The following is an 18,005-nucleotide window of genomic DNA, read 5'->3' on the forward strand; positions in this document are numbered from 1 at the left end:
TGACAGACGCTCATGCACACGCTATATCCGCCCGGGCGACCGACCGCTGCAGAGCATGAAAGCAAAACCATGACAGGTACCACCCGTTCCAGCCACGATCTCGATCCACGCCGCCGCCGAGCACTCGTGCGTTCCTGGCGCCGTGGCATGCGCGAGATGGATCTTGTGCTGGGTGGCTTTGCCGATGCCGAGATCGATCGGCTCAGCGACCAGGAAATGACTCAGTTCGAAGCGATTTTGAATGTGCCGGATACCAATCTCTTCAAGTGGGTCACGGGCGAACTTCCGGTGCCGCCGGATTATGATACGCCGTTGTGGAGTCGCATTATCGCATCGCAGGGACGCTGAGGCACGACGTCGATGACACTCATCAATGCTTTGAATCTCCCGCGCGCGGGGGTCGGCGCCGTTACCGTCGATGGAGTTGCCGATGGGTTTGAAGCATTCGCCCTGGCCGCCGCGGCGAGAGAGGTGGCACCCGACGGTCCGATCATCTTTGTGTTGCGCGACGGGCAGCGTCTACCGTCGCTCGTCGACACGCTTCGGTTCGTGGATCCCGGTCTGCCGGTTCTTGATCTTCCGGCGTGGGATTGTCTTCCCTATGATCGCGTATCGCCAGGGGCGGATGCAGCCGCGCGCAGGCTTGCCGCCATGAGCGCAATGGCGGAACTGCGTGCGAATCCCCACCGCGCGGCAGTGATTGTGAGCGCCAATGCGCTGTTGCAACGCATGCCTCCTGCAGAGCAGATCGGCGCGCAGGGCTTTTCCGCCCGGCCCGGGAATCAGGTGGACATGACGGCGCTGACGGCGCGGCTTGAAACCAGCGGGTTCGAGCGCGTTTCCACCGTGCGCGACGTGGGCGAGTACGCGGTGCGCGGCGGCATTCTGGATCTCTTCGCACCCGGTTGGGACGAAGCGTTGCGTCTCGATTTCTTTGGCGACACGCTCGAATCGATCCGCGCTTTCGACATCGCTACCCAGCGCACCACCGGCCAGCGCAAGGAAGTTTCGCTCCAGGCCATGAGCGAGATCACACTGTCTCCCGAGGTGATAAGCCGGTTTCGCCGAAACTATATCGAAACGTTCGGCGCTCCCTCACGCGATGACGCGCTTTACAGCGCAGTGAGCGAGGGGCGGCGTTTTGCCGGAATGGAGCACTGGCTGCCGCTGTTCCACGAGCGGCTTGACAGCGTGCTCGATTATCTGCCCGACGCGCCGCTTGTATTCGACCACCTTGCCGAAGAAGCGCTGGGCGAACGGCATGCGCTGATTGTCGATCACTATGAGGCCCGCCGTACGCAGATGGAGGGCACCGAGCTCGGCGGGGCCGTGCCCTATAAGCCAGTGTCACCCGAGACGCTCTATCTCGATCCGAAGGAAATCAATGCAGCCGCAGCTGCACGGCGCGTGATCCATTTTACGCCCTTTGCCACGCCAGAGACCACCAAGGCGCGCATCTATCATGCGGGTGCTGTTGCCGGGCGCAACTTTGCCGAGGAGCGTGCCGACCCCAAAGCCAATGTATTCGATCACGCCGTCAAGCACATTGGAGCGTTACGCGCCAATGGCAAGCGTGTGTTGATCGCGGGATGGAGCGAAGGCTCTGCCGAAAGGCTGTCCCAGATCCTTGCCGAGCACAATCTTGGCAATGTGGCCCGCATCGACACGCTGGGGGAACTGGAGAAACTTCCGCCTGAAAAGGCAGGAATCGGTGTCTTGCCGCTGGAAGCTGGCTTTGAAACGCCCGTCCTTGCCGTCATCGGTGAACAGGACATTCTGGGTGATCGCCTGGTCCGACGGGCCAAGAAGCGCAAGAAAGCTTCGGACTTCATCTCTGAGGTGGCAGCACTTTCGGCAGGAGACATCGTCGTACATGCCGATCATGGCATTGGCCGTTTTGTCGGTCTCAAGACCATTGAAGCCATGGGCGCGCCGCATGACTGTCTGGAGCTGCGGTATGCGGGTGATGACCGGCTGTTCCTGCCGGTCGAGAATATCGAGCTTCTGTCGCGCTACGGGTCTGATGGTCCCGACACCATGCTCGACAAGCTGGGCGGTGTGGCCTGGCAGTCGCGCAAGGCCAAGCTCAAGAAGAAGCTTTTGGAGATGGCGGGTCATCTGATCCGCATCGCCGCTGAGCGCGAGATGCGTCCCGGTGTCAGGCTTGCTCCGCCGGAAGGGCTTTACGGCGAGTTCGCCGCGCGTTTTCCCTACGAGGAGACGGATGATCAGCAGGCGGCCATTGACGCCGTCATTGACGATCTCGGTTCGGGCCGTCCTATGGACCGTCTGATCTGCGGCGACGTCGGCTTCGGCAAGACGGAAGTCGCGCTGCGCGCAGCGTTCGTGGCTGCGATGGAGGGGCTGCAGGTTGCCGTTGTCGTACCAACGACACTGCTTGCCCGCCAGCATTTCAAGACGTTCCGCGACCGTTTTGCCGGTCTGCCGCTGCGTGTGCGTCAGGCGTCGCGCCTTGTCGGCGCGAAGGAGCTTTCTGAGACCAAGAAAGGCATTGCCGACGGTACGGTCGATATTGTTGTAGGCACGCATGCGCTTCTCGGCGGCTCGATCTCGTTCAAGAATCTCGGCCTTCTCATCATCGATGAGGAGCAGCATTTTGGCGTCAAGCACAAGGAGCGGCTGAAGGAGCTGAAGTCCGATATCCACGTGCTCACCCTGTCTGCGACACCGATCCCGCGCACGCTGCAACTGGCACTGACGGGCGTGCGTGAGCTTTCGCTCATCACCACGGCACCCGTGGACCGCATGGCGGTGCGCAGCTTCATCTCGCCGGTCGACCCACTGGTGATACGCGAGACGCTTTTGCGCGAGCGTTATCGTGGCGGCCAGAGCTTCTATGTCGTCCCGCGCATTTCGGATCTGGCGGAGGTGCGCGCATTCCTCGAAGAACATGTGCCGGAACTGAAAGTGGCCACCGCTCATGGGCAGTTGCCGCCGGGCGAACTCGACGACATCATGAACGCCTTCTATGACGGGCAATATGATGTTCTCCTGTCCACCACGATTGTGGAATCAGGCCTCGACATCCCCACGGCCAACACCCTGATCGTACACCGCGCCGATATCTTCGGTCTTTCGCAGCTCTATCAGCTGCGTGGACGCGTGGGGCGCTCCAAGGTGCGGGCCTATGCGCTCTTCACCCTGCCGCCGAACCGGACGCTTACATCGACTGCGGAGCGGCGGCTCAAGGTGCTCCAGTCGCTCGACACGCTTGGCGCAGGCTTCCAGCTTGCAAGCCACGATCTCGACATTCGCGGCGCCGGCAACATTTTGGGCGAAGAACAGTCCGGTCATGTCAAGGAAGTTGGCTACGAACTTTACCAGCAAATGCTGGAAGAAGCGGTTGCCGAACTGAAGGGATCGGACGAGGCGGTCGATACCGGCTGGTCGCCGCAGATCACGGTCGGCACCGCCGTCATGATCCCCGAATCCTATGTTTCCGACCTGCAGTTGCGGCTCGGCCTCTATCGCCGCATCGCGGAACTGCAAACGCCGGAAGAGATCGACGCCTTCGGCGCGGAGTTGATCGACCGTTTCGGGCCGCTTCCGCAGGAGGTGGAACACCTGTTGAAGATCGTTTTCATCAAGGCGCTTTGCCGAAAGGCCAATGTGGAAAAGCTCGACGCCGGTCCCAAGGGCGCGGTGGTGCATTTCCGCAATCAGGAATTCCCCGAGCCCGTGGGGCTCGTGCGCTTTATTGGCGAACAGGGTTCATTGGCAAAAATCCGGCCCGACCACAGCATCGTGTTCATTCGTGACTGGGCGACACCGGAAAAACGCCTCGCCGGCTCCGCCGTCATCATGACGCAGCTTGTGCGGCTGGTCGAGAAAAAGGCGGCCTGAACACTCAAGCCGCCTTTGGCGGGGCTCTTTACGCCTGGTCCTGGTCAAGCGTTCCTTCGGCCTTGGCTTGCGCCACCTGACGAATCGCGTCGGCAAGCGTGGCCGGCTCCTGAGCGCCGACCACCGCATAGCGGCCTTCAAGCAGAAAGCAGGGCACACCCGTCACCCCCATTTGCTGTGCGGTGGCGATTTCCTGTTCCACCTCTGCCTTGTCGGCATCGGTTGCCAACAGTGTTTCGACCACGGCAGCATCCATGCCCGCATCCCGTACAGCCTGAACGAGCACAGCGGAATTGCCGATATCCGCGCCTTCCTCGAAATAGAGCGCGAAAAGGCGTCCAACCAGCAGATCCTGTACACCCGGTTCGGCGGTTGCCGCCCAGCGGATCACCCGATGTGCGTTGAGCGTGTTCGGAGAGATATCAATGGCTTCGAAATTGAAATCGATCCCTTCCGCCGCACCGAGAGTGCTGATTTGCTCATGCATCTGGCGGATGCGTTCCGCATCGCCGAATTTTTCGGTCAGATAAGCTTTTCGGCTCTTGCCTTCGGGCGGAATGGTGGGGTCGAGCTGGAAAGGGCGCCAGCGTATATCGACCGCCAGGTCCGCAACGGTTTCAAGTGCTTTTTGCAGGCGCGCGCGCCCCACATAACACCAGGGGCAGACAACGTCGGACACGACGTCGACAGTCACGGTAAGAGACATATGGTTCTGGCCTTAATCTGCGTCTGGCTTGTGCCACCAGGTCTGCAGCTTGTATCCGTAGAGGGGTGTTTTTTCCGGGTGAGCCAGATCGTTCCAGTAGGCCACCCATTCGTCGCTGTCGTGTTGCATCGGAACCACATAGGCCCCCGACATCAAAAGCCGGTCGAGCGCGCGCACGGCAGCAGCATAATCATCCATGTCGCGTGCGTTCAGCATCGCATCGATCATGGCATCGATTGCCGGATCGGCTGCGCCCGAGAGGTTGAAACTGCCTTCGGCTTCGGCTGCGGCAGATCCCCAGCGGTTGATCTGCTCGATGCCCGGCGAAAGAGAACCGGAAAAGCCCACCGACGCGATGATGACGTCGAAGTCGTAGCGCTGTTTGCGCTGCTGCGCCTGTGAATCGTCCAGCAGGCGGATCGAAACACCGATACCGATCTTCCTCAGAGCGCGCTGGAAAACGGCAGCCAGTTTCTCGCCTTCCTCGGATGTGACAAGAATTTCGAAGGTGAGAGCCTCGCCCTCGGCATTCACCAGAGCGTTGCCTTCAAGACTGTATCCCGCCTCCTGCAGCATTTTTAGCGCTTCACGCATTTCGTTGCGTCCGATCGGAGCGCCGGCCATCTCTGCTTTCCCGTAGGTGCCGTCCATCACCTCTGGCGTCACCCGGTCGGCAAACGGCTCGAGAAGGGCGCGTTCGCGCTGATCCGCTGGTTTCCCAAGCGCGGAAAGGTGAGAGCCCTGCCAATAGCTCAGTGTGCGCTCATACTCGCCCCGCAACACATTGGTGTTGACCCAGCCGAAATCGTAGAGTTTGGACAGGGCACGGCGCACCTTGGGGTCGGAGAATTTTTCGCGCCGCGTGTTGAAGAAAAAGCCTGTGACGGCAGGCGGCACGCCATTGCTGAAGGTTTCGCTGACAACCTTACCCTCGCGCGCGGCAGGAAAATCAATGCCATGCTGGCGGCGGACGGGATCGGACTCCGCATAGACCGAGCAAATGCCCTTCTTGAACGCTTCGATCATCGAGTTTGCGTTCAGGAAATATTCGATCGTGACCTTGTCGAAATTGTCGAAACCGCGCTTGGAAGGGATGTTTTCGCCCCAATACTCCGTGTTGCGGGTGAAGACGATCCGGCGGCCGGGTTCGACTTCCGTAATGCGGTATGCGCCGCTGCCGATAACCGGTTTAAGCGTCGTCTGATCGAAGGTCTCGATGTCGAAGGCGTGTTCGGGAATGATCGGCGTCATCGCGATGATCAGAGGAAATTCGCGATCCGCCTTGTCGTTAAAGGTGAAGCGTACACTGTGATCGCCTGTTTTTTCGATCTTTTCGATCTTGGCCATTCGGCTGGAATAGGGAGGCCGGCCCTTTTCCGTGTAGGCTTCATAAGTGAAGATGACATCCTCGGGCGTGACAGCCTCTCCGTCGGACCACTCGGCCTCCGGGTTCAGATGGAACTCTGCGTAGGTGCGTGCCTCGTCCATCTCGACGCTTTCGGCCAGGAGCCCATAGAGCGTGAAGGGTTCATCCGCGCTTCGCATCATCAGCGGCTCGAACACCAGATTTCCGAAAATCGTGTCGATCACGCCCCGCGCTGTGGTGCGCATGCTTTTAAGGATGAAGGGATTCAGATTGTCGAACGATCCGACAACGCAATAGGTGACGTCACCGCCTTTTGGCGCATCGGGATTGACGTAGGTGAAGTGTTTGAAATCCGCCGGCAGTTCCGGTGTTCCGTGCATCGCGACGCCGTGCATCGGTTCAGCCTGGGCGAGGACGACACCGGATGCGATCAGGCTGGCAGAAATCGTGAAACGAAGGGTTTTGAGGGCTGCAAACATCGACGCACCTTTGGCGGGGAACTCGAACGGACCCATGCGGATCCATGATTCGCCGGGGAGCGTAACACACCACGTGTGTTTTTCCGGGGCATCCGGCGGATCGTGTGATGTTTGCCGCACCTTCTCACAAAGTCCAGCGAAATGCTTTGACGGGCTGGATTCGCGCCGCATGGCGGTGTAACACGCGGCCAAGGGTCATGCTGTCGCCGCATTTTAACAACAGGTGACGCATGGATCGATATTCTGGCGCTGTGCATTTAGAGGAACTGAGCCATATGAAAAGCCTGAACGCGAAAGCAACCCGCACCCTGTTCGCCCTTGCCGGCGCCGCCTGCGTGGCCGCAAGCGGAGTTGGTGTCGCCGCCGCGCAACAGCAGCAGCCGCCGCAGGGCTGGTTCAAGGCCTGCACCAAACAGGAAGACGTGGACATCTGCAACGTGCAGAATGTTCTTGTCGCGGAAACCGGCCAGATGATCACCGGCGTCAGCCTGATCGAGGTGAAGGGCAAGGTGAACCGCAAGGTCTTCCAGATCACCGTGCCGACCGGCCGCATGGTGCCTCCCGGCATCGGCCTGCAGATCGATGGCGGACAGACCCAAAAGATCGACTATGCGATCTGCCTGCCAGATCGCTGCATCGCGGAAGCGCCGCTGACTGATCAGCTCGTCGCATCCTTCAAGCGCGGATCGGAATTGACGCTTACCTCGGTCAACTTCCAGAACCAGCCGAACCCGATCAAGATGACGCTCTCCGGTTTCACCAATGCCTATGATGGTGACCCGCTGCCACAATCCGACATCGAGGACCGCCAGAAGAAGCTTCAGGACTTCGTGAACAAGAACAACGAAGAGTTCACCGAGAAACTGCGTGAAGCGCAGGAGAAGGCAAAGAAGGCGGAGTAGCCTTTAAGACCTCGAAACAAGAACAGGGCCCGCGTGGCCCTGTTTTTGCTTGAAGCGGAAATCCCCGGTCAATGATGCATTCGCTCGCGCGGCTCGTAATGGCCGTCACCGGTTTCCACGAAAAACTCTGCCAATTGTGGGTGCCGAACCGGCACGCCGGATTCATCCGGCACCAGGTTCTGCTCTGAAACATAAGCCACATACTCCGTCTCCTCGTTCTCGGCGAGAAGATGATAGAAGGGCTGATCCTTGCGCGGGCGCACTTCCTCGGGGATCGCCTGATACCAGGCTTCGGTGTTGTTGAATTCCGGGTCTACATCGAAAATCACGCCGCGGAAGTCGAACACCCGATGGCGGACGACCTGGCCAATGCGAAATTTTGCAGTTCCAATAGTTTGCATAATTATACCTCTGACTTCCTATGTGGCGCAGCAGCCGTCACAATTCAATCCCGCAGGCTTGACGGGCAGGGCGCTCGCGGGCTAGCCGGCATGTGTGGGCGATCCGTTTGCGCACCGTTTTCAAGGGGCGTTGAAGCGGGCGGTGGCCCAAGCAGGGATGGGCCATGACCAGTGTCGCAGGACTTGTTCTGCCGTTTTTCGGATTGATCTTCATCGGCTACGCCGTGGCCCGGCTGAAGCCGCATCCGGCTGATGCGCTTGGCTGGATGAACACCTTCGTCATATATGTGGCGCTCCCGGCGCTGTTTTTCCAGCTTCTGGCCAAAACACCTATCGAGCGCCTGACGGAGTGGGGCTATATTTTCGGCGCGGTTGCCTCCACCTACATCGTCTTCGGGATCATGTTTGCTGGCTCACTTTTCATCAGCCGCAGTTCGATCGCCGAAAGCACCATCAAGGGGCTTGCCGCCAGCTATGGCAATATCGGCTATATGGGGCCCGGCCTGGCGCTTCTCGCCTTCGGCGAAGAGGCGGCGGTGCCTGTCGCGCTCATCTTCTGTTTCGAGAATATGATTCACTTCGCGGTGGCCCCGATGATGATGGCGATCTCGGGTGGCAACGGTGAGAAACCTGGCCGACTAGCCCTCGACGTTATGCGCAAGATCGCGCTGCATCCCTTCATCGTCGCGACCGCGGCTGGCGTTGCTGCAGCGGCTCTTAATTTCGCACCGCCATTGCCCATCGAGCGCCTGCTCGCCTATCTTGCTTCAGCGGCGGCGCCATGCGCGCTGTTCGCCATGGGGGTCAGCCTTGCTTTGCGACCGCTGAAGCGTGTGCCGCAAGAGGTGGGCGCCATCGTCGTCCTAAAGCTCATTCTCCACCCCGCAATCTGTTACGTGATGTTGAGCTGGATCGGCAATTTCTCTGAAAGCTGGGTGTTTTCGGCTGTGCTTTTGGCGTCGCTTCCCACGGCCACCAATGTCTTTGTGATCAGCCAGCAATACGGTGTTTGGATGGAGCGCGCTTCGGCAAGTGTGCTCATCACCACGCTCGTATCGGTGGGGACTGTGACCGCCTTGCTTTACGCGATCACGAACGGGATTCTGCCGCCGGACCTTTTCCCTTAAACGGAAGAAGCGCGGAAAACCCGCTGCCGGGCCGCATGCCTTCACGCATGAAGAGGGCGCGCAGTGGGGGAATGCTTCCAATGATGGAAAGTCCAGCACTGCGCGCCACCTGTGCGGGCAGGAATCCCGAAAGGAGCGAGGCGTTCAGCAGATTGACTGAATTGCTGCGGGCGAGCACATCCGGGCGCCGCGCAGCATGATAGCGGCTCATCGCGACCGTGGTTCCGGGATCATCGGGAAAGGCGTTGGCCACAGAAACGAGATCCTCCACGTCTCTGATACCCAGATTGAGGCCCTGTGCGGAAATGGGAGGGAAGACATGCGCGGCTTCGCCCACAAGCGCCACGCGGTTCTGTCCGAATCGCGACGGCATGAGTGTGCTGAGCGGGTAGATCTGACGTCCGGGCTCCACGGTGACGCGGCCCAGCATGGAGGAAAACTGCTCCTCGATCCGTAGAGAAAGTTCCTCGTCACCGAGGCTGTTCATCCGCTCGGCATCTTCAGGGTGAAGTACCCAGACAAGGCTGGAACGCATTCCGGGGAGAGGGACCTGCGTGCAGGGGCCGCTCTGGGTGTGAAGCTCCGTAGACACAAAGCCATGGTCACGGGCGTGGCTGAAATTCAGCACGAGCGCTGCCTGGGGCAGGGCGCGTGTTTTTGCCGAAATCCCGGCGGCCTCCCGCGCCGGCGAGTTACGCCCGTCGGCGGCAACCGCCAGCTTTGCTGTAATCTCCACACCGTTTTCGAGCGTGGCTGTCACGTGGTCGCTTTCACAGGCCCATGTTTCGACAAGACTTTCGTGCCATTCAATCAGCGGCGAAGATTCCGCTACCTTGGCCAGCTCTTCCGTCAGGCGCGCATTGGGGATGTTCAAGCCGAAATAGTCTTCGCCGATCTCTCCGGCATGGAATGTCACCGTGGGACTGCGCACCAGACGCCCTGTCGCATCCACGAGACGCATCGCGCGCAACGGCGCGGTTTCCGGCGTCAGCGTATCAAGCACGCCGAGCGGCGCGATTGTATCAAGCGACGGGCGCATGAGTGCCACGGTCCGGCGATCGCGTCCCTGCGGAAGCGGACCCGCCAATGTCACCGCGTGGCCGTGATGTGCGAGCATCAGCGCAGCGATTAGGCCGGCTGGGCCTGTCCCAGCTACGACAATTTTGCGGTCACGATCGCCCACGGCTTTCCATCCATTTCTGTTTCTGTCTTGATCGACAGGACCGTCCCTGTCTTTCTCATGATGGGGCGGGTCGGCGCAAGCTTCAACGCGGCGAAAGACCCCAGTGAGTTTCATGAGGGCGATGTGAGCACCGAATATGACGACCTGACCGCTTTGACCGGCTCCCGTCGCACCGTGTACCGAACCGCGCGACAGGCCTATCCCCTCTCCCTTGGTGCGCTTCTTCTGGCCATTGCCATGTCATGGCTTTTTCTTGCGCTGATGGGGGTGAGAACTGCGGTGGTTGCCCCGGGTTCAGCAGGACCTGGCGCGATGTGGCTTCGGCTTTCTCCAGATATTGCAATGCCATCGTCCTTCGAGGCTTTTTGGGCTCTTTGCCTTGCGCCAGTCCGTGCCGGCAGCGACTGGACCGCTTTCATCTTCCTGGCGTTGATGTGGTTCCTGATGGCGCTGGCGATGATGCTGCCGTCGGCCGGACCGTTGCTACGAACCTATTGCGAAATTGCCGACACCGCCGCCCGCAAGGGTGAGCGTGCCGTGCATCCCGCATTACTCGCAGCCGGCTATCTCTCCGTGTGGCTTGCCGCCTCACTCGGTTTCGCCGGAACAGCGCTTGTCGTTTCCACGCTATCGCCCGGTGGAACACTCTTTGCTCCATGGACCGGGTTCGCGGGAGCGGCTGTGCTTGCGGTGGCCGGACTTTACCAGTTTTCTGGCCTCAAGGAGGCCTGTCTCGTCAAATGCCGCAACCCATTCGCCACACTGTTCGGACGCTGGAGCACACGGCCTTTATCAATCTACCGCCTGGGGATTGAGCAGGGTGTGTGGTGCCTTGGCTGCTGCTGGGCATTGATGCTCGTCATGTTCGCCGTCGGCATCATGAATGTGTTCTGGATGGCGCTTCTGGGCGTCTTCACCATGGTGGAAAAAACTGGTCATAGTCGCGTTTTCACACGCATTTCAGGCGCGCTTCTGCTTGTGTGGGCACTCGCGCTTCTTGTAATCTCACTTTAGAAGAGGGGCAGACGCCATGGGAAAGAAAGACTGGGCGCTGAAAGGCGAGCTGGTGCTGTCGTGCAATTGCACCGTGTTCTGCCCCTGCGTGCTTTCGCTGGGCAATCACCCTCCCACGGAAGGGTACTGCCAGACCTGGGCCGGTTTCCGGATCGATCAGGGGCATTACGGTGAAACGGACCTATCCGGCATCAATCTCGGTCTGGTGATGGAAATTCCCGGCTATATGAGCCGCGGCAACTGGACCGCCGGCATCTTTCTGGACGAACGAGCCTCGATCTATGCGGAAAAGGCGATTGGCAAGATCTTTTCCGGCAAGGCGGGCGGAACGACAGGTCTCCTTTCCATTCTCGTCGGCCAGTTTCTGGGCATTCAGCGCGCCCCGGTTCACTATGAAACCGATGGAAAGACGCGCATCTTCCAGGTTCCGAAAATCATCGACGGGGCCATCACGCCCATTGCCGGCAAGGATGCCGATAGCGACACGGTGATCACCAATTCCCAATACTGGATCGCTCCGGAAATCACGGTAGCGCGCTCTGAAAAAAGCCGTATGCGTGCCTTTGGCCGCAATTGGAACTTTGCCGGACGTTCGGCGGAAATATGCCCGCTCGATTGGCGCGGACCTTAGGCAAAAAGCATGAAGACCAAGAAAGTAACTGCCCCCCAGGCCAAGGCGTTTTCCGTTCATCTTCTGACGGCGTCGGGGTCGTTTCTCGCGTTCCTGTCTCTCGTGGCAGCCAGCGAGGAGCGCTGGGTGGCGATGTTCTGGTGGCTCGGTTTGGCGCTGTTCGTGGACGGCATCGATGGCCCCATAGCACGCAAACTCGACGTGAAGCAGGTTCTGCCCACCTGGTCGGGCGACATGCTCGACAACATCATTGATTACGTCACATATGTGCTGATTCCTGCCTTTGCGCTCTACCAGAGCGGCTTTATGGGCGAGGGGCTGTCATTCCTCTCAGCGGCGATCATCGTCGTCACCAGTGCGATCTATTATGCCGACACTGGCATGAAGACGCGGGAAAACTTCTTCAAGGGGTTTCCTGTCGTCTGGAATATGGTGGTTTTCACCCTGTTTGTGGTCGAACCCGGTGAATATGTCGCCTTCGCCGTGGTGCTGATTTCGGCTGTCACGACCTTCCTGCCGGTGTTTTTTCTTCATCCTGTCCGGGTGCAGCGCTTGCGCGCACTCAATCTTTCGATTTTTTTCGCCTGGTGTGGTTTGGGTGTTGTCGGACTGGTTCAGAACCTTGATGCCTATCCCCTGGTGCGGATTGGTATTGCAGCGACCGGCATCTACCTCTTTGTCATCGGCGGGATCATGCAGGCGTGGCCGAATCTGGGCAAAGGGCGTAAAGGGGAATAGGGCGGGCGCGTTTGAATCTCTTTCAAGCAATGCGGCTCTAATGCGCTGCAAAGTCGTCTGCCTATGATCGAGTTGGGAACAGAACAATAATGTCCGAAATGGGAGCCGGCGTGGATCAAACACACGAAGGCAAAGGTGGCGAGCTTCTCGAAGTTCGCGGGCTGACAAAGATATTCGGTACGTTGAGAGCGTGTGATGCGATCGATCTTTCGATCGGCAAAGGCGAAATTCACGCGCTTCTCGGCGAGAATGGTGCCGGCAAATCCACACTGGTCAAAATGCTATTCGGCGCGCTGGAACCGGCCGCCGGTGAAATTTTCTGGAAGGGGAAACCTGTTTCCATCCAGTCTCCGGGCGAAGCACGCCGGCTTGGCATAGGCATGGTTTTCCAGCACTTCTCGCTGTTTGAAGCTCTGACAGCGGCAGAAAACATCATGCTGTCTTTGGACGACAAGACGCCTATCCTGCAGGTGGCGGAACGGGCGCGCGAGCTCTCAAAGGCCTACGGTCTTCCGCTCGATCCCTTTGCCCATGTGGGCGATCTTTCCGTCGGTGAGCGTCAGCGCATCGAGATCATTCGTTGCCTCCTGCAAAAGCCGGACCTCATCATCCTCGATGAGCCGACTTCAGTTCTCACCCCGCAGGAAGCGGACAGGCTCTTTGTGACGCTTGAGACCCTGCGCGACGAGGGCAAATCCATTCTCTACATCTCCCACCGGCTCGAAGAGGTGAAGCGGCTTTGCGACCGCGCGACCGTGCTGCGCCATGGCAAGGTGGTTTCGCATTGCGACCCGAGGCAGGAGACGTCCGCCTCACTCGCCAAAATGATGGTGGGGGACGATGTCGACACGGTCCGGCGCACGGGGCACGCCGATAGCGAGGGTGCGGCGCTTCTGGAAGTCAAAGCTCTCAAGCGGCCGGCCGCTAATCCTTTCGCGATGCCACTGCGAGGCATCAGTCTTAAAGTCCGTTCCGGCACGGTTATGGGCATTGCTGGCGTGGCTGGGAACGGGCAGGGGGAATTGTTCGAGGCCCTGTCCGGCGAGGTCCTGCAGGACAAGGCGGACGCCATCCGCATTCGCGATACGGATGCCGGACGGCTTGGCATTTCCGGTCGCCGTCTTCTCGGCGCGTCCTTTGTGCCGGAAGAGCGGCTTGGCCATGGCGCTGCACCGCAAATGCGTCTTTCCGAAAACCTGTTTCTGTCACGGCATGTCACCGATAAACGCGCGCTCCTGGGCATGTTCGGCACCGTACGTGTGAGCGCGCTTGCAAAGGCGGCTTCCCGCATCGTCAAGGTCATGGATGTTCGCAAAAGCGGGGAGGATCCCGAGGCCTCGGCCCTCTCCGGTGGCAATCTGCAGAAATTCATCATTGGCCGTGAGCTTGATCGTCAGCCGGCCGTCATCGTCGTGAATCAGCCCACATGGGGGGTGGATGCCGGGGCGGCGGCGCGCATCAGGCAGGCCTTGATCGATCTGGCGCGCTCGGGCTCGGCGGTTCTGGTCATCTCTCAGGACCTCGATGAATTGTTCGAGATTTGCGATAGTATTGCGGTCATGCATGACGGGCGGCTGTCGGCACCAATGCCGATCGCCGAAGCAAGCTTTGAACGAATCGGCCTTCTGATGGGCGGCGCCGAGCCCGAACGTACCGGCCTGCCTGAAAACACGGAGACCGCATGATGCGCCTGGAACTCGTCAAGCGCCCGCAGCATTCCGTTTTGTTCAGTGCAATATCGCCGTTGATCGCCCTGGTGCTGACCATGATCGCCGGTGCGATCATGTTCTCCATACTGGGCAAGAATCCTCTCGATGCGCTCTATTACTATTTCATAGATCCGTTGCGCGAGACATGGTCGTTGCATGAGCTGGCGATCAAGGCAGCACCGTTGATCCTCATCGCCGTCGGCCTGTCGGTGTGTTTTCTGTCAAACAACTGGAACATCGGTGCTGAAGGACAGTTCATCGCAGGCGCAATTGCCGGCAGCATCCTGCCGGTGGTTTTTCCCGATTTTCAGACTTGGCTCGTTCTTCCCCTGATGCTCGTCATGGGGGTGGCTGGCGGTGCGGCTTACGCCGCCGTGCCGGCCTTTCTCAAGGCGCGTTTCAACACCAATGAAATCTTGACCAGCCTTATGCTGGTTTACGTGGCGCAGCTCTTTCTGGACTGGATCGTGCGCGGCCCCTGGCGCGACCCAGGCGGCATGAACTTCCCCGAAACGCGTGATTTTCATGCTTTCGCCATCCTGCCCGAGCTGATGCCCTCGGCAGGGAGGGCCAATTGGGGCATCGTTTTCGCCGTTCTTGCTGCTCTCATACTCTGGTTCATCTTGCGCAAGACACGAAAAGGTTTCGAGATTCGGGTCTTGGGTCAAAGCCCAAGGGCAGGGCGCTTTGCCGGCTTCAGCTCATCGCGGATGGTGATGGTGGCATTCCTGATCTCCGGCGGACTTGCCGGTCTCGCCGGCATTTCGGAGGTCGCAGGCGCCATTGGCCAGCTCCAGCCTTCCATTTCACCGGGCTACGGGTTTACCGCGATCATCGTTGCTTTTCTCGGTCGCCTGAACCCGCTTGGTATCGTTGCGGCAGGCTTCGTTCTTGCTCTCTCCTATCTTGGAGGTGAAGCGGCGCAGATCTCGCTTGGGCTTTCCGACAAGGCGGCGCGCGCTTTTCAGGGCATGCTGCTTTTCTTCGTGCTCGGCTGCGACACGCTCATTCATTACAGGATACGGCTTGCCGGGCGCGCTATGCGGGGCGGGGAGGTCACGACCAATGCTTGAATCCGTTCTCATCACCATCGCCACCGCGGCAACGCCGCTTCTGATTGCCGCCATCGGCGAACTGGTCGTGGAGCGCTCGGGTGTTCTGAACCTTGGCGTGGAAGGTATGATGGTGATGGGCGCCGTCACCGGCTTCGGCGTGGCAATCACCACCGGCTCTCCCTGGCTTGGTGTCTTCGCGGCCATTCTGGTTGGTGCGGCTTTCGCGCTGCTCTTCGGGTTCCTGACGCTGTCACTCGTTACAAACCAGGTGGCGACTGGCCTTGCGTTGACGCTGCTCGGGCTCGGTGTATCGGGTATGATTGGCGAAGCCTTTATTGGATTGCCGGGCGTTAAGATGGCGCCACTGGTCATACCTGTCCTGTCCGATCTGCCCGTGGTTGGGCGGTTTTTGTTTGCGCAGGCGCCGCTCTTCTATATCTCGATCCTGCTCGTGATCGGTGTCAGCTATTTCCTGTTCAACACGCGCGCCGGTCTGACGCTGCGCTCGGTGGGGGACAATCACGATTCCGCGCACGCACTCGGCATCAAGGTGATCGCGGTGCGCTATGCTGCGGTCGTCTTCGGCGGTGCCTGCGCCGGGCTTGCGGGGGGCTATCTTTCACTGGTTTATACGCCACAATGGATCGAGAACATGACGGCCGGACGCGGTTGGATTGCGCTGGCGTTGGTGGTGTTCGCTTCCTGGCGTCCATGGCGTGTCCTGGCGGGAGCCTATCTCTTCGGCGCTGTCTCTATCGGCCAGTTGCATGCGCAGGTGATCGGAGTATCTGTGCCCTCACAGTTCCTGTCTGCGTTGCCCTATCTGGCGACCGTCGCCGTTCTTGTACTAATCTCGCGAAACCGGCGCCTGACAATGGTCAACACGCCTGCATGCCTCGGCCGGCCCTTTGTGCCAGCCAGATAAGCCCTGCACTCAGTCAACAGAGAGGACGTCAAAAATGAAAAAACTCGTTCTGGCACTTGCCGCGACCACCGCGGCCATCGCCTTTGGTGCCGCGCCCGTCGCCGCGCAGGACAAGACCAAGGCCTGCTGGATCTACGTCGGGCCGATCGGCGATTTCGGCTATTCCTATCAGCACCATCAAGGCCTGCTCGATGTCGAGGAGCATTTTGGTGACAAGGTCGAGACGGCCTATCTTGAAAGCGTTCCGGAAGGGGCGGATGCCGAGCGCGCGCTCGAGCGCTTTGCGCGTTCCGGATGCGATATCATCTTCGCGACGTCCTTCGGTTTCATGGATCCGGTACAGAAGGTTGCCGCCAAGTTCCCGGACATCAAGTTCGAGCATGCCACCGGCTTCAAACGCGATCATCCGAATGTCGCCACATACAATTCACGCTTTCACGAGGGGCGTTATGTGCAGGGTGTGATCGCTGCCAAAATGTCGGAAAAGGGCGTGGCCGGCTATATCGCCTCCTTCCCGATCCCCGAGGTGGTCATGGGCATCAATGCCTTCATGCTCGGTGCGCAATCGGTCAATCCGGATTTTCAGGTGAAGATCGTCTGGGCCAATACGTGGTTTGATGCCGGCAAAGAAGCCGATGCAGCCAAGGCACTGCTTGACCAGGGCGTCGACATCATCACCCAGCACACCGATTCCACCGCGCCCCTTCAGGTGGCAGCAGAGCGCGGCATCAAAGGGTTCGGTCAGGCCTCTGACATGATCAAATTCGCGCCGGAAACTCAGCTCACCTCCATCGTCGATGACTGGGGCCCATATTACATCGAGCGTGTCCAGGCGGTCATGGACGGCACCTGGGAACAGAACGATGTCTGGGGCGGCATGAAAGATGGCCACGTCGTCATGGCGCCGTACACGAACATGCCCGACGATGTTAAGGCGGCTGCCGAGGAAATCGAGGCTAAGATCAAGGACGAGGGCTTCAACCCCTTTACCGGTCCTGTCTACAAGCAGGATGGAACGCTCTGGCTTGAAGAAGGACAGGTGGCGCCTGACGGAGAAGTCCTTAGCATGAATTTCTACATCAAGGGCATCGACGACAAGTTGCCGAACTGAGGCAATTCATCGTTGTTCGAGCGAAAAGGCGGCTTCGGCCGCCTTTTTTGTATCTAACAGATCGAACAGGGCAATCTGCTGACAATCTCCTGTCAGGAGGGAGGTGGTAAGGTCGGGCCAAATACAAGAAGGGATACCCGATGTTGACGTTCTATCATGCACCCTGGTCGCGCTCTTCCAGCATTCTCTGGCTCCTTGAGGAGCTGCAAATCCCTTATGAACTGGAGATGATCGACATCCGCGCGCGCGAGGGTGTGCCCGAGAGCTACCGTTCCATTCAGCCCAGCAAGAAGGTTCCTGCCATTGTCCATGACGGGCAGGTCGTGACCGAGCGTGCCGCAATAACCATCTATCTGGCCGACAGGTTTTCGCAGACCGGACTGGCGCCTGCGATAAGCGATCCGGACCGTGCGGCTTATCTGACAGCGCTGGTTTATTGTGATGCGGTCTTTGATCCGGTGATCTGCGCGCAAGTGCAGAGACTGGATTACACGAGCAACGAATACCCGTTCGGTATTTTTGCCGATATGCTCGCCTATATCGAACGTCGGCTCGAGAAACAGGCCTTTGCCGCAGGGGAGCACTTTACCGCCGCCGACACGCAGCTCGCATCCGGAATCAATTACACGATGAACATCCTGCGCGCCCTGCCTGAGAAGCCGGTTTTCAAGGATTATCTCGCACGCGTGGAAACACGGCCTGCCTATCGCAAAGCCCAGCAGTTGGACATGGAACTGGCTGCCAGCGTACCGTTCTTTTCCGGGCAGGGAAGCTGAAAGAGGAGAATGGGCCTT

Annotated in this window: 16 protein-coding genes; 12 read left to right on the forward strand and 4 right to left on the reverse strand. The window is 59.4% G+C overall.

From position 1 onward, the window contains the following. Window positions 1-69 precede the first annotated feature (69 nt). Together H7H48_RS00350 and mfd are read left to right on the forward strand one after the other, a co-directional pair. Window positions 70-348 (forward strand): succinate dehydrogenase assembly factor 2, encoded by a 279-nt coding sequence (locus tag H7H48_RS00350; protein WP_229446860.1) that lies wholly within the window; start codon window positions 70-72, stop codon window positions 346-348. A gap of 12 nt (window positions 349-360) precedes the next feature. Beyond that, on the forward strand, window positions 361-3,864 hold the full coding sequence (mfd, locus tag H7H48_RS00355; protein ID WP_229446861.1) for a transcription-repair coupling factor: 3,504 nt from the start codon (window positions 361-363) through the stop codon (window positions 3,862-3,864). 28 nt (window positions 3,865-3,892) lie between these two features. Here the strand turns inward: mfd and H7H48_RS00360 are convergent, their stop codons facing one another. Together H7H48_RS00360 and H7H48_RS00365 are read right to left on the reverse strand one after the other, a co-directional pair. After that, window positions 3,893-4,570: a DsbA family oxidoreductase gene (locus tag H7H48_RS00360; protein ID WP_229446862.1), complete on the reverse strand. Its 678-nt coding sequence runs from the start codon at window positions 4,568-4,570 to the stop codon at window positions 3,893-3,895. 12 nt (window positions 4,571-4,582) lie between these two features. Further along, window positions 4,583-6,415 (reverse strand): extracellular solute-binding protein, encoded by a 1,833-nt coding sequence (locus H7H48_RS00365; protein ID WP_370633298.1) that lies wholly within the window; start codon window positions 6,413-6,415, stop codon window positions 4,583-4,585. A gap of 275 nt (window positions 6,416-6,690) precedes the next feature. On the opposite strand from H7H48_RS00365, the gene H7H48_RS00370 reads away from it, so the two are divergent. After that, the gene (locus tag H7H48_RS00370) at window positions 6,691-7,317 is read left to right on the forward strand and encodes an invasion associated locus B family protein (protein WP_229446863.1); all 627 of its coding nucleotides are present in this window, start codon (window positions 6,691-6,693) and stop codon (window positions 7,315-7,317) included. A gap of 68 nt (window positions 7,318-7,385) precedes the next feature. Here the strand turns inward: H7H48_RS00370 and hspQ are convergent, their stop codons facing one another. Next, entirely contained in the window at window positions 7,386-7,718 is a 333-nt protein-coding gene (hspQ, locus tag H7H48_RS00375; RefSeq protein ID WP_229446864.1) for a heat shock protein HspQ, read from the reverse strand. A gap of 164 nt (window positions 7,719-7,882) precedes the next feature. On the opposite strand from hspQ, the gene H7H48_RS00380 reads away from it, so the two are divergent. After that, entirely contained in the window at window positions 7,883-8,845 is a 963-nt protein-coding gene (locus H7H48_RS00380) for an AEC family transporter (protein WP_229446865.1), read from the forward strand. Here H7H48_RS00380 and H7H48_RS00385 read toward each other — a convergent pair. After that, on the reverse strand, window positions 8,808-10,028 hold the full coding sequence (locus tag H7H48_RS00385; protein ID WP_229446866.1) for a UbiH/UbiF family hydroxylase: 1,221 nt from the start codon (window positions 10,026-10,028) through the stop codon (window positions 8,808-8,810). The genes H7H48_RS00380 and H7H48_RS00385 overlap by 38 nt on opposite strands. Window positions 10,029-10,055: 27 nt before the next feature. Between H7H48_RS00385 and H7H48_RS00390 the strand changes: the two genes are divergently transcribed. From H7H48_RS00390 to H7H48_RS00425, 8 genes are all read left to right on the forward strand, one after another. Further along, complete coding sequence (locus H7H48_RS00390; RefSeq protein ID WP_229446867.1) at window positions 10,056-11,042, forward strand: DUF2182 domain-containing protein; 987 nt, start codon at window positions 10,056-10,058, stop codon at window positions 11,040-11,042. Window positions 11,043-11,058: 16 nt separating this feature from the next. Further along, window positions 11,059-11,673 (forward strand): DUF1326 domain-containing protein, encoded by a 615-nt coding sequence (locus H7H48_RS00395; RefSeq protein WP_229446868.1) that lies wholly within the window; start codon window positions 11,059-11,061, stop codon window positions 11,671-11,673. 9 nt (window positions 11,674-11,682) lie between these two features. After that, the gene (pcsA, locus tag H7H48_RS00400; protein WP_229446869.1) at window positions 11,683-12,411 is read left to right on the forward strand and encodes a phosphatidylcholine synthase; all 729 of its coding nucleotides are present in this window, start codon (window positions 11,683-11,685) and stop codon (window positions 12,409-12,411) included. Window positions 12,412-12,509: 98 nt separating this feature from the next. Beyond that, window positions 12,510-14,096 carry an ABC transporter ATP-binding protein gene (locus H7H48_RS00405; RefSeq protein WP_370633320.1) on the forward strand — a complete coding sequence of 529 codons (1,587 nt, stop codon included), beginning with the start codon at window positions 12,510-12,512 and terminating at the stop codon, window positions 14,094-14,096. Continuing rightward, window positions 14,096-15,193, forward strand: a complete 1,098-nt coding sequence (locus tag H7H48_RS00410; protein ID WP_229448026.1) for an ABC transporter permease — start codon at window positions 14,096-14,098, stop codon at window positions 15,191-15,193. Before H7H48_RS00405 ends, H7H48_RS00410 begins: the two co-directional genes overlap by 1 nt. Then, a complete protein-coding gene (locus H7H48_RS00415; RefSeq protein ID WP_229446871.1) occupies window positions 15,186-16,100 on the forward strand; it encodes an ABC transporter permease in 915 nt (304 codons plus the stop codon). Before H7H48_RS00410 ends, H7H48_RS00415 begins: the two co-directional genes overlap by 8 nt. Before the next feature lie 34 nt (window positions 16,101-16,134). Then, a complete protein-coding gene (locus tag H7H48_RS00420) occupies window positions 16,135-17,211 on the forward strand; it encodes a BMP family ABC transporter substrate-binding protein (protein WP_229446872.1) in 1,077 nt (358 codons plus the stop codon). A 140-nt stretch (window positions 17,212-17,351) separates the two neighbouring features. Next, entirely contained in the window at window positions 17,352-17,987 is a 636-nt protein-coding gene (locus H7H48_RS00425) for a glutathione S-transferase family protein (protein WP_229446873.1), read from the forward strand. The last annotated feature ends 18 nt before the right edge of the window (window positions 17,988-18,005 follow it).

It is taken from the genome of Nitratireductor sp. B36 (assembly GCF_020833685.1).
Taxonomy (GTDB): Bacteria; Pseudomonadota; Alphaproteobacteria; order Rhizobiales; family Rhizobiaceae; genus Nitratireductor.

Excerpts from the sequence above, each read along its gene's own strand:
- H7H48_RS00380 (WP_229446865.1), top strand. The coding sequence starts at position 7,883 with ATGACCAGTGTCGCAGGACTTGTTCTGCCGTTTTTCGGATTGATCTTC.
- H7H48_RS00420 (WP_229446872.1), top strand. The coding sequence starts at position 16,135 with ATGAAAAAACTCGTTCTGGCACTTGCCGCGACCACCGCGGCCATCGCC.
- H7H48_RS00415 (WP_229446871.1), top strand. The coding sequence starts at position 15,186 with ATGCTTGAATCCGTTCTCATCACCATCGCCACCGCGGCAACGCCGCTT.
- H7H48_RS00365 (WP_370633298.1), bottom strand. The coding sequence starts at position 6,415 with ATGTTTGCAGCCCTCAAAACCCTTCGTTTCACGATTTCTGCCAGCCTG.
- H7H48_RS00425 (WP_229446873.1), top strand. The coding sequence starts at position 17,352 with ATGTTGACGTTCTATCATGCACCCTGGTCGCGCTCTTCCAGCATTCTC.
- H7H48_RS00410 (WP_229448026.1), top strand. The coding sequence starts at position 14,096 with ATGCGCCTGGAACTCGTCAAGCGCCCGCAGCATTCCGTTTTGTTCAGT.
- H7H48_RS00360 (WP_229446862.1), bottom strand. The coding sequence starts at position 4,570 with ATGTCTCTTACCGTGACTGTCGACGTCGTGTCCGACGTTGTCTGCCCC.
- H7H48_RS00395 (WP_229446868.1), top strand. The coding sequence starts at position 11,059 with ATGGGAAAGAAAGACTGGGCGCTGAAAGGCGAGCTGGTGCTGTCGTGC.
- H7H48_RS00350 (WP_229446860.1), top strand. The coding sequence starts at position 70 with ATGACAGGTACCACCCGTTCCAGCCACGATCTCGATCCACGCCGCCGC.
- H7H48_RS00370 (WP_229446863.1), top strand. The coding sequence starts at position 6,691 with ATGAAAAGCCTGAACGCGAAAGCAACCCGCACCCTGTTCGCCCTTGCC.
- mfd (WP_229446861.1), top strand. The coding sequence starts at position 361 with ATGACACTCATCAATGCTTTGAATCTCCCGCGCGCGGGGGTCGGCGCC.
- hspQ (WP_229446864.1), bottom strand. The coding sequence starts at position 7,718 with ATGCAAACTATTGGAACTGCAAAATTTCGCATTGGCCAGGTCGTCCGC.
- pcsA (WP_229446869.1), top strand. The coding sequence starts at position 11,683 with ATGAAGACCAAGAAAGTAACTGCCCCCCAGGCCAAGGCGTTTTCCGTT.
- H7H48_RS00405 (WP_370633320.1), top strand. The coding sequence starts at position 12,510 with ATGGGAGCCGGCGTGGATCAAACACACGAAGGCAAAGGTGGCGAGCTT.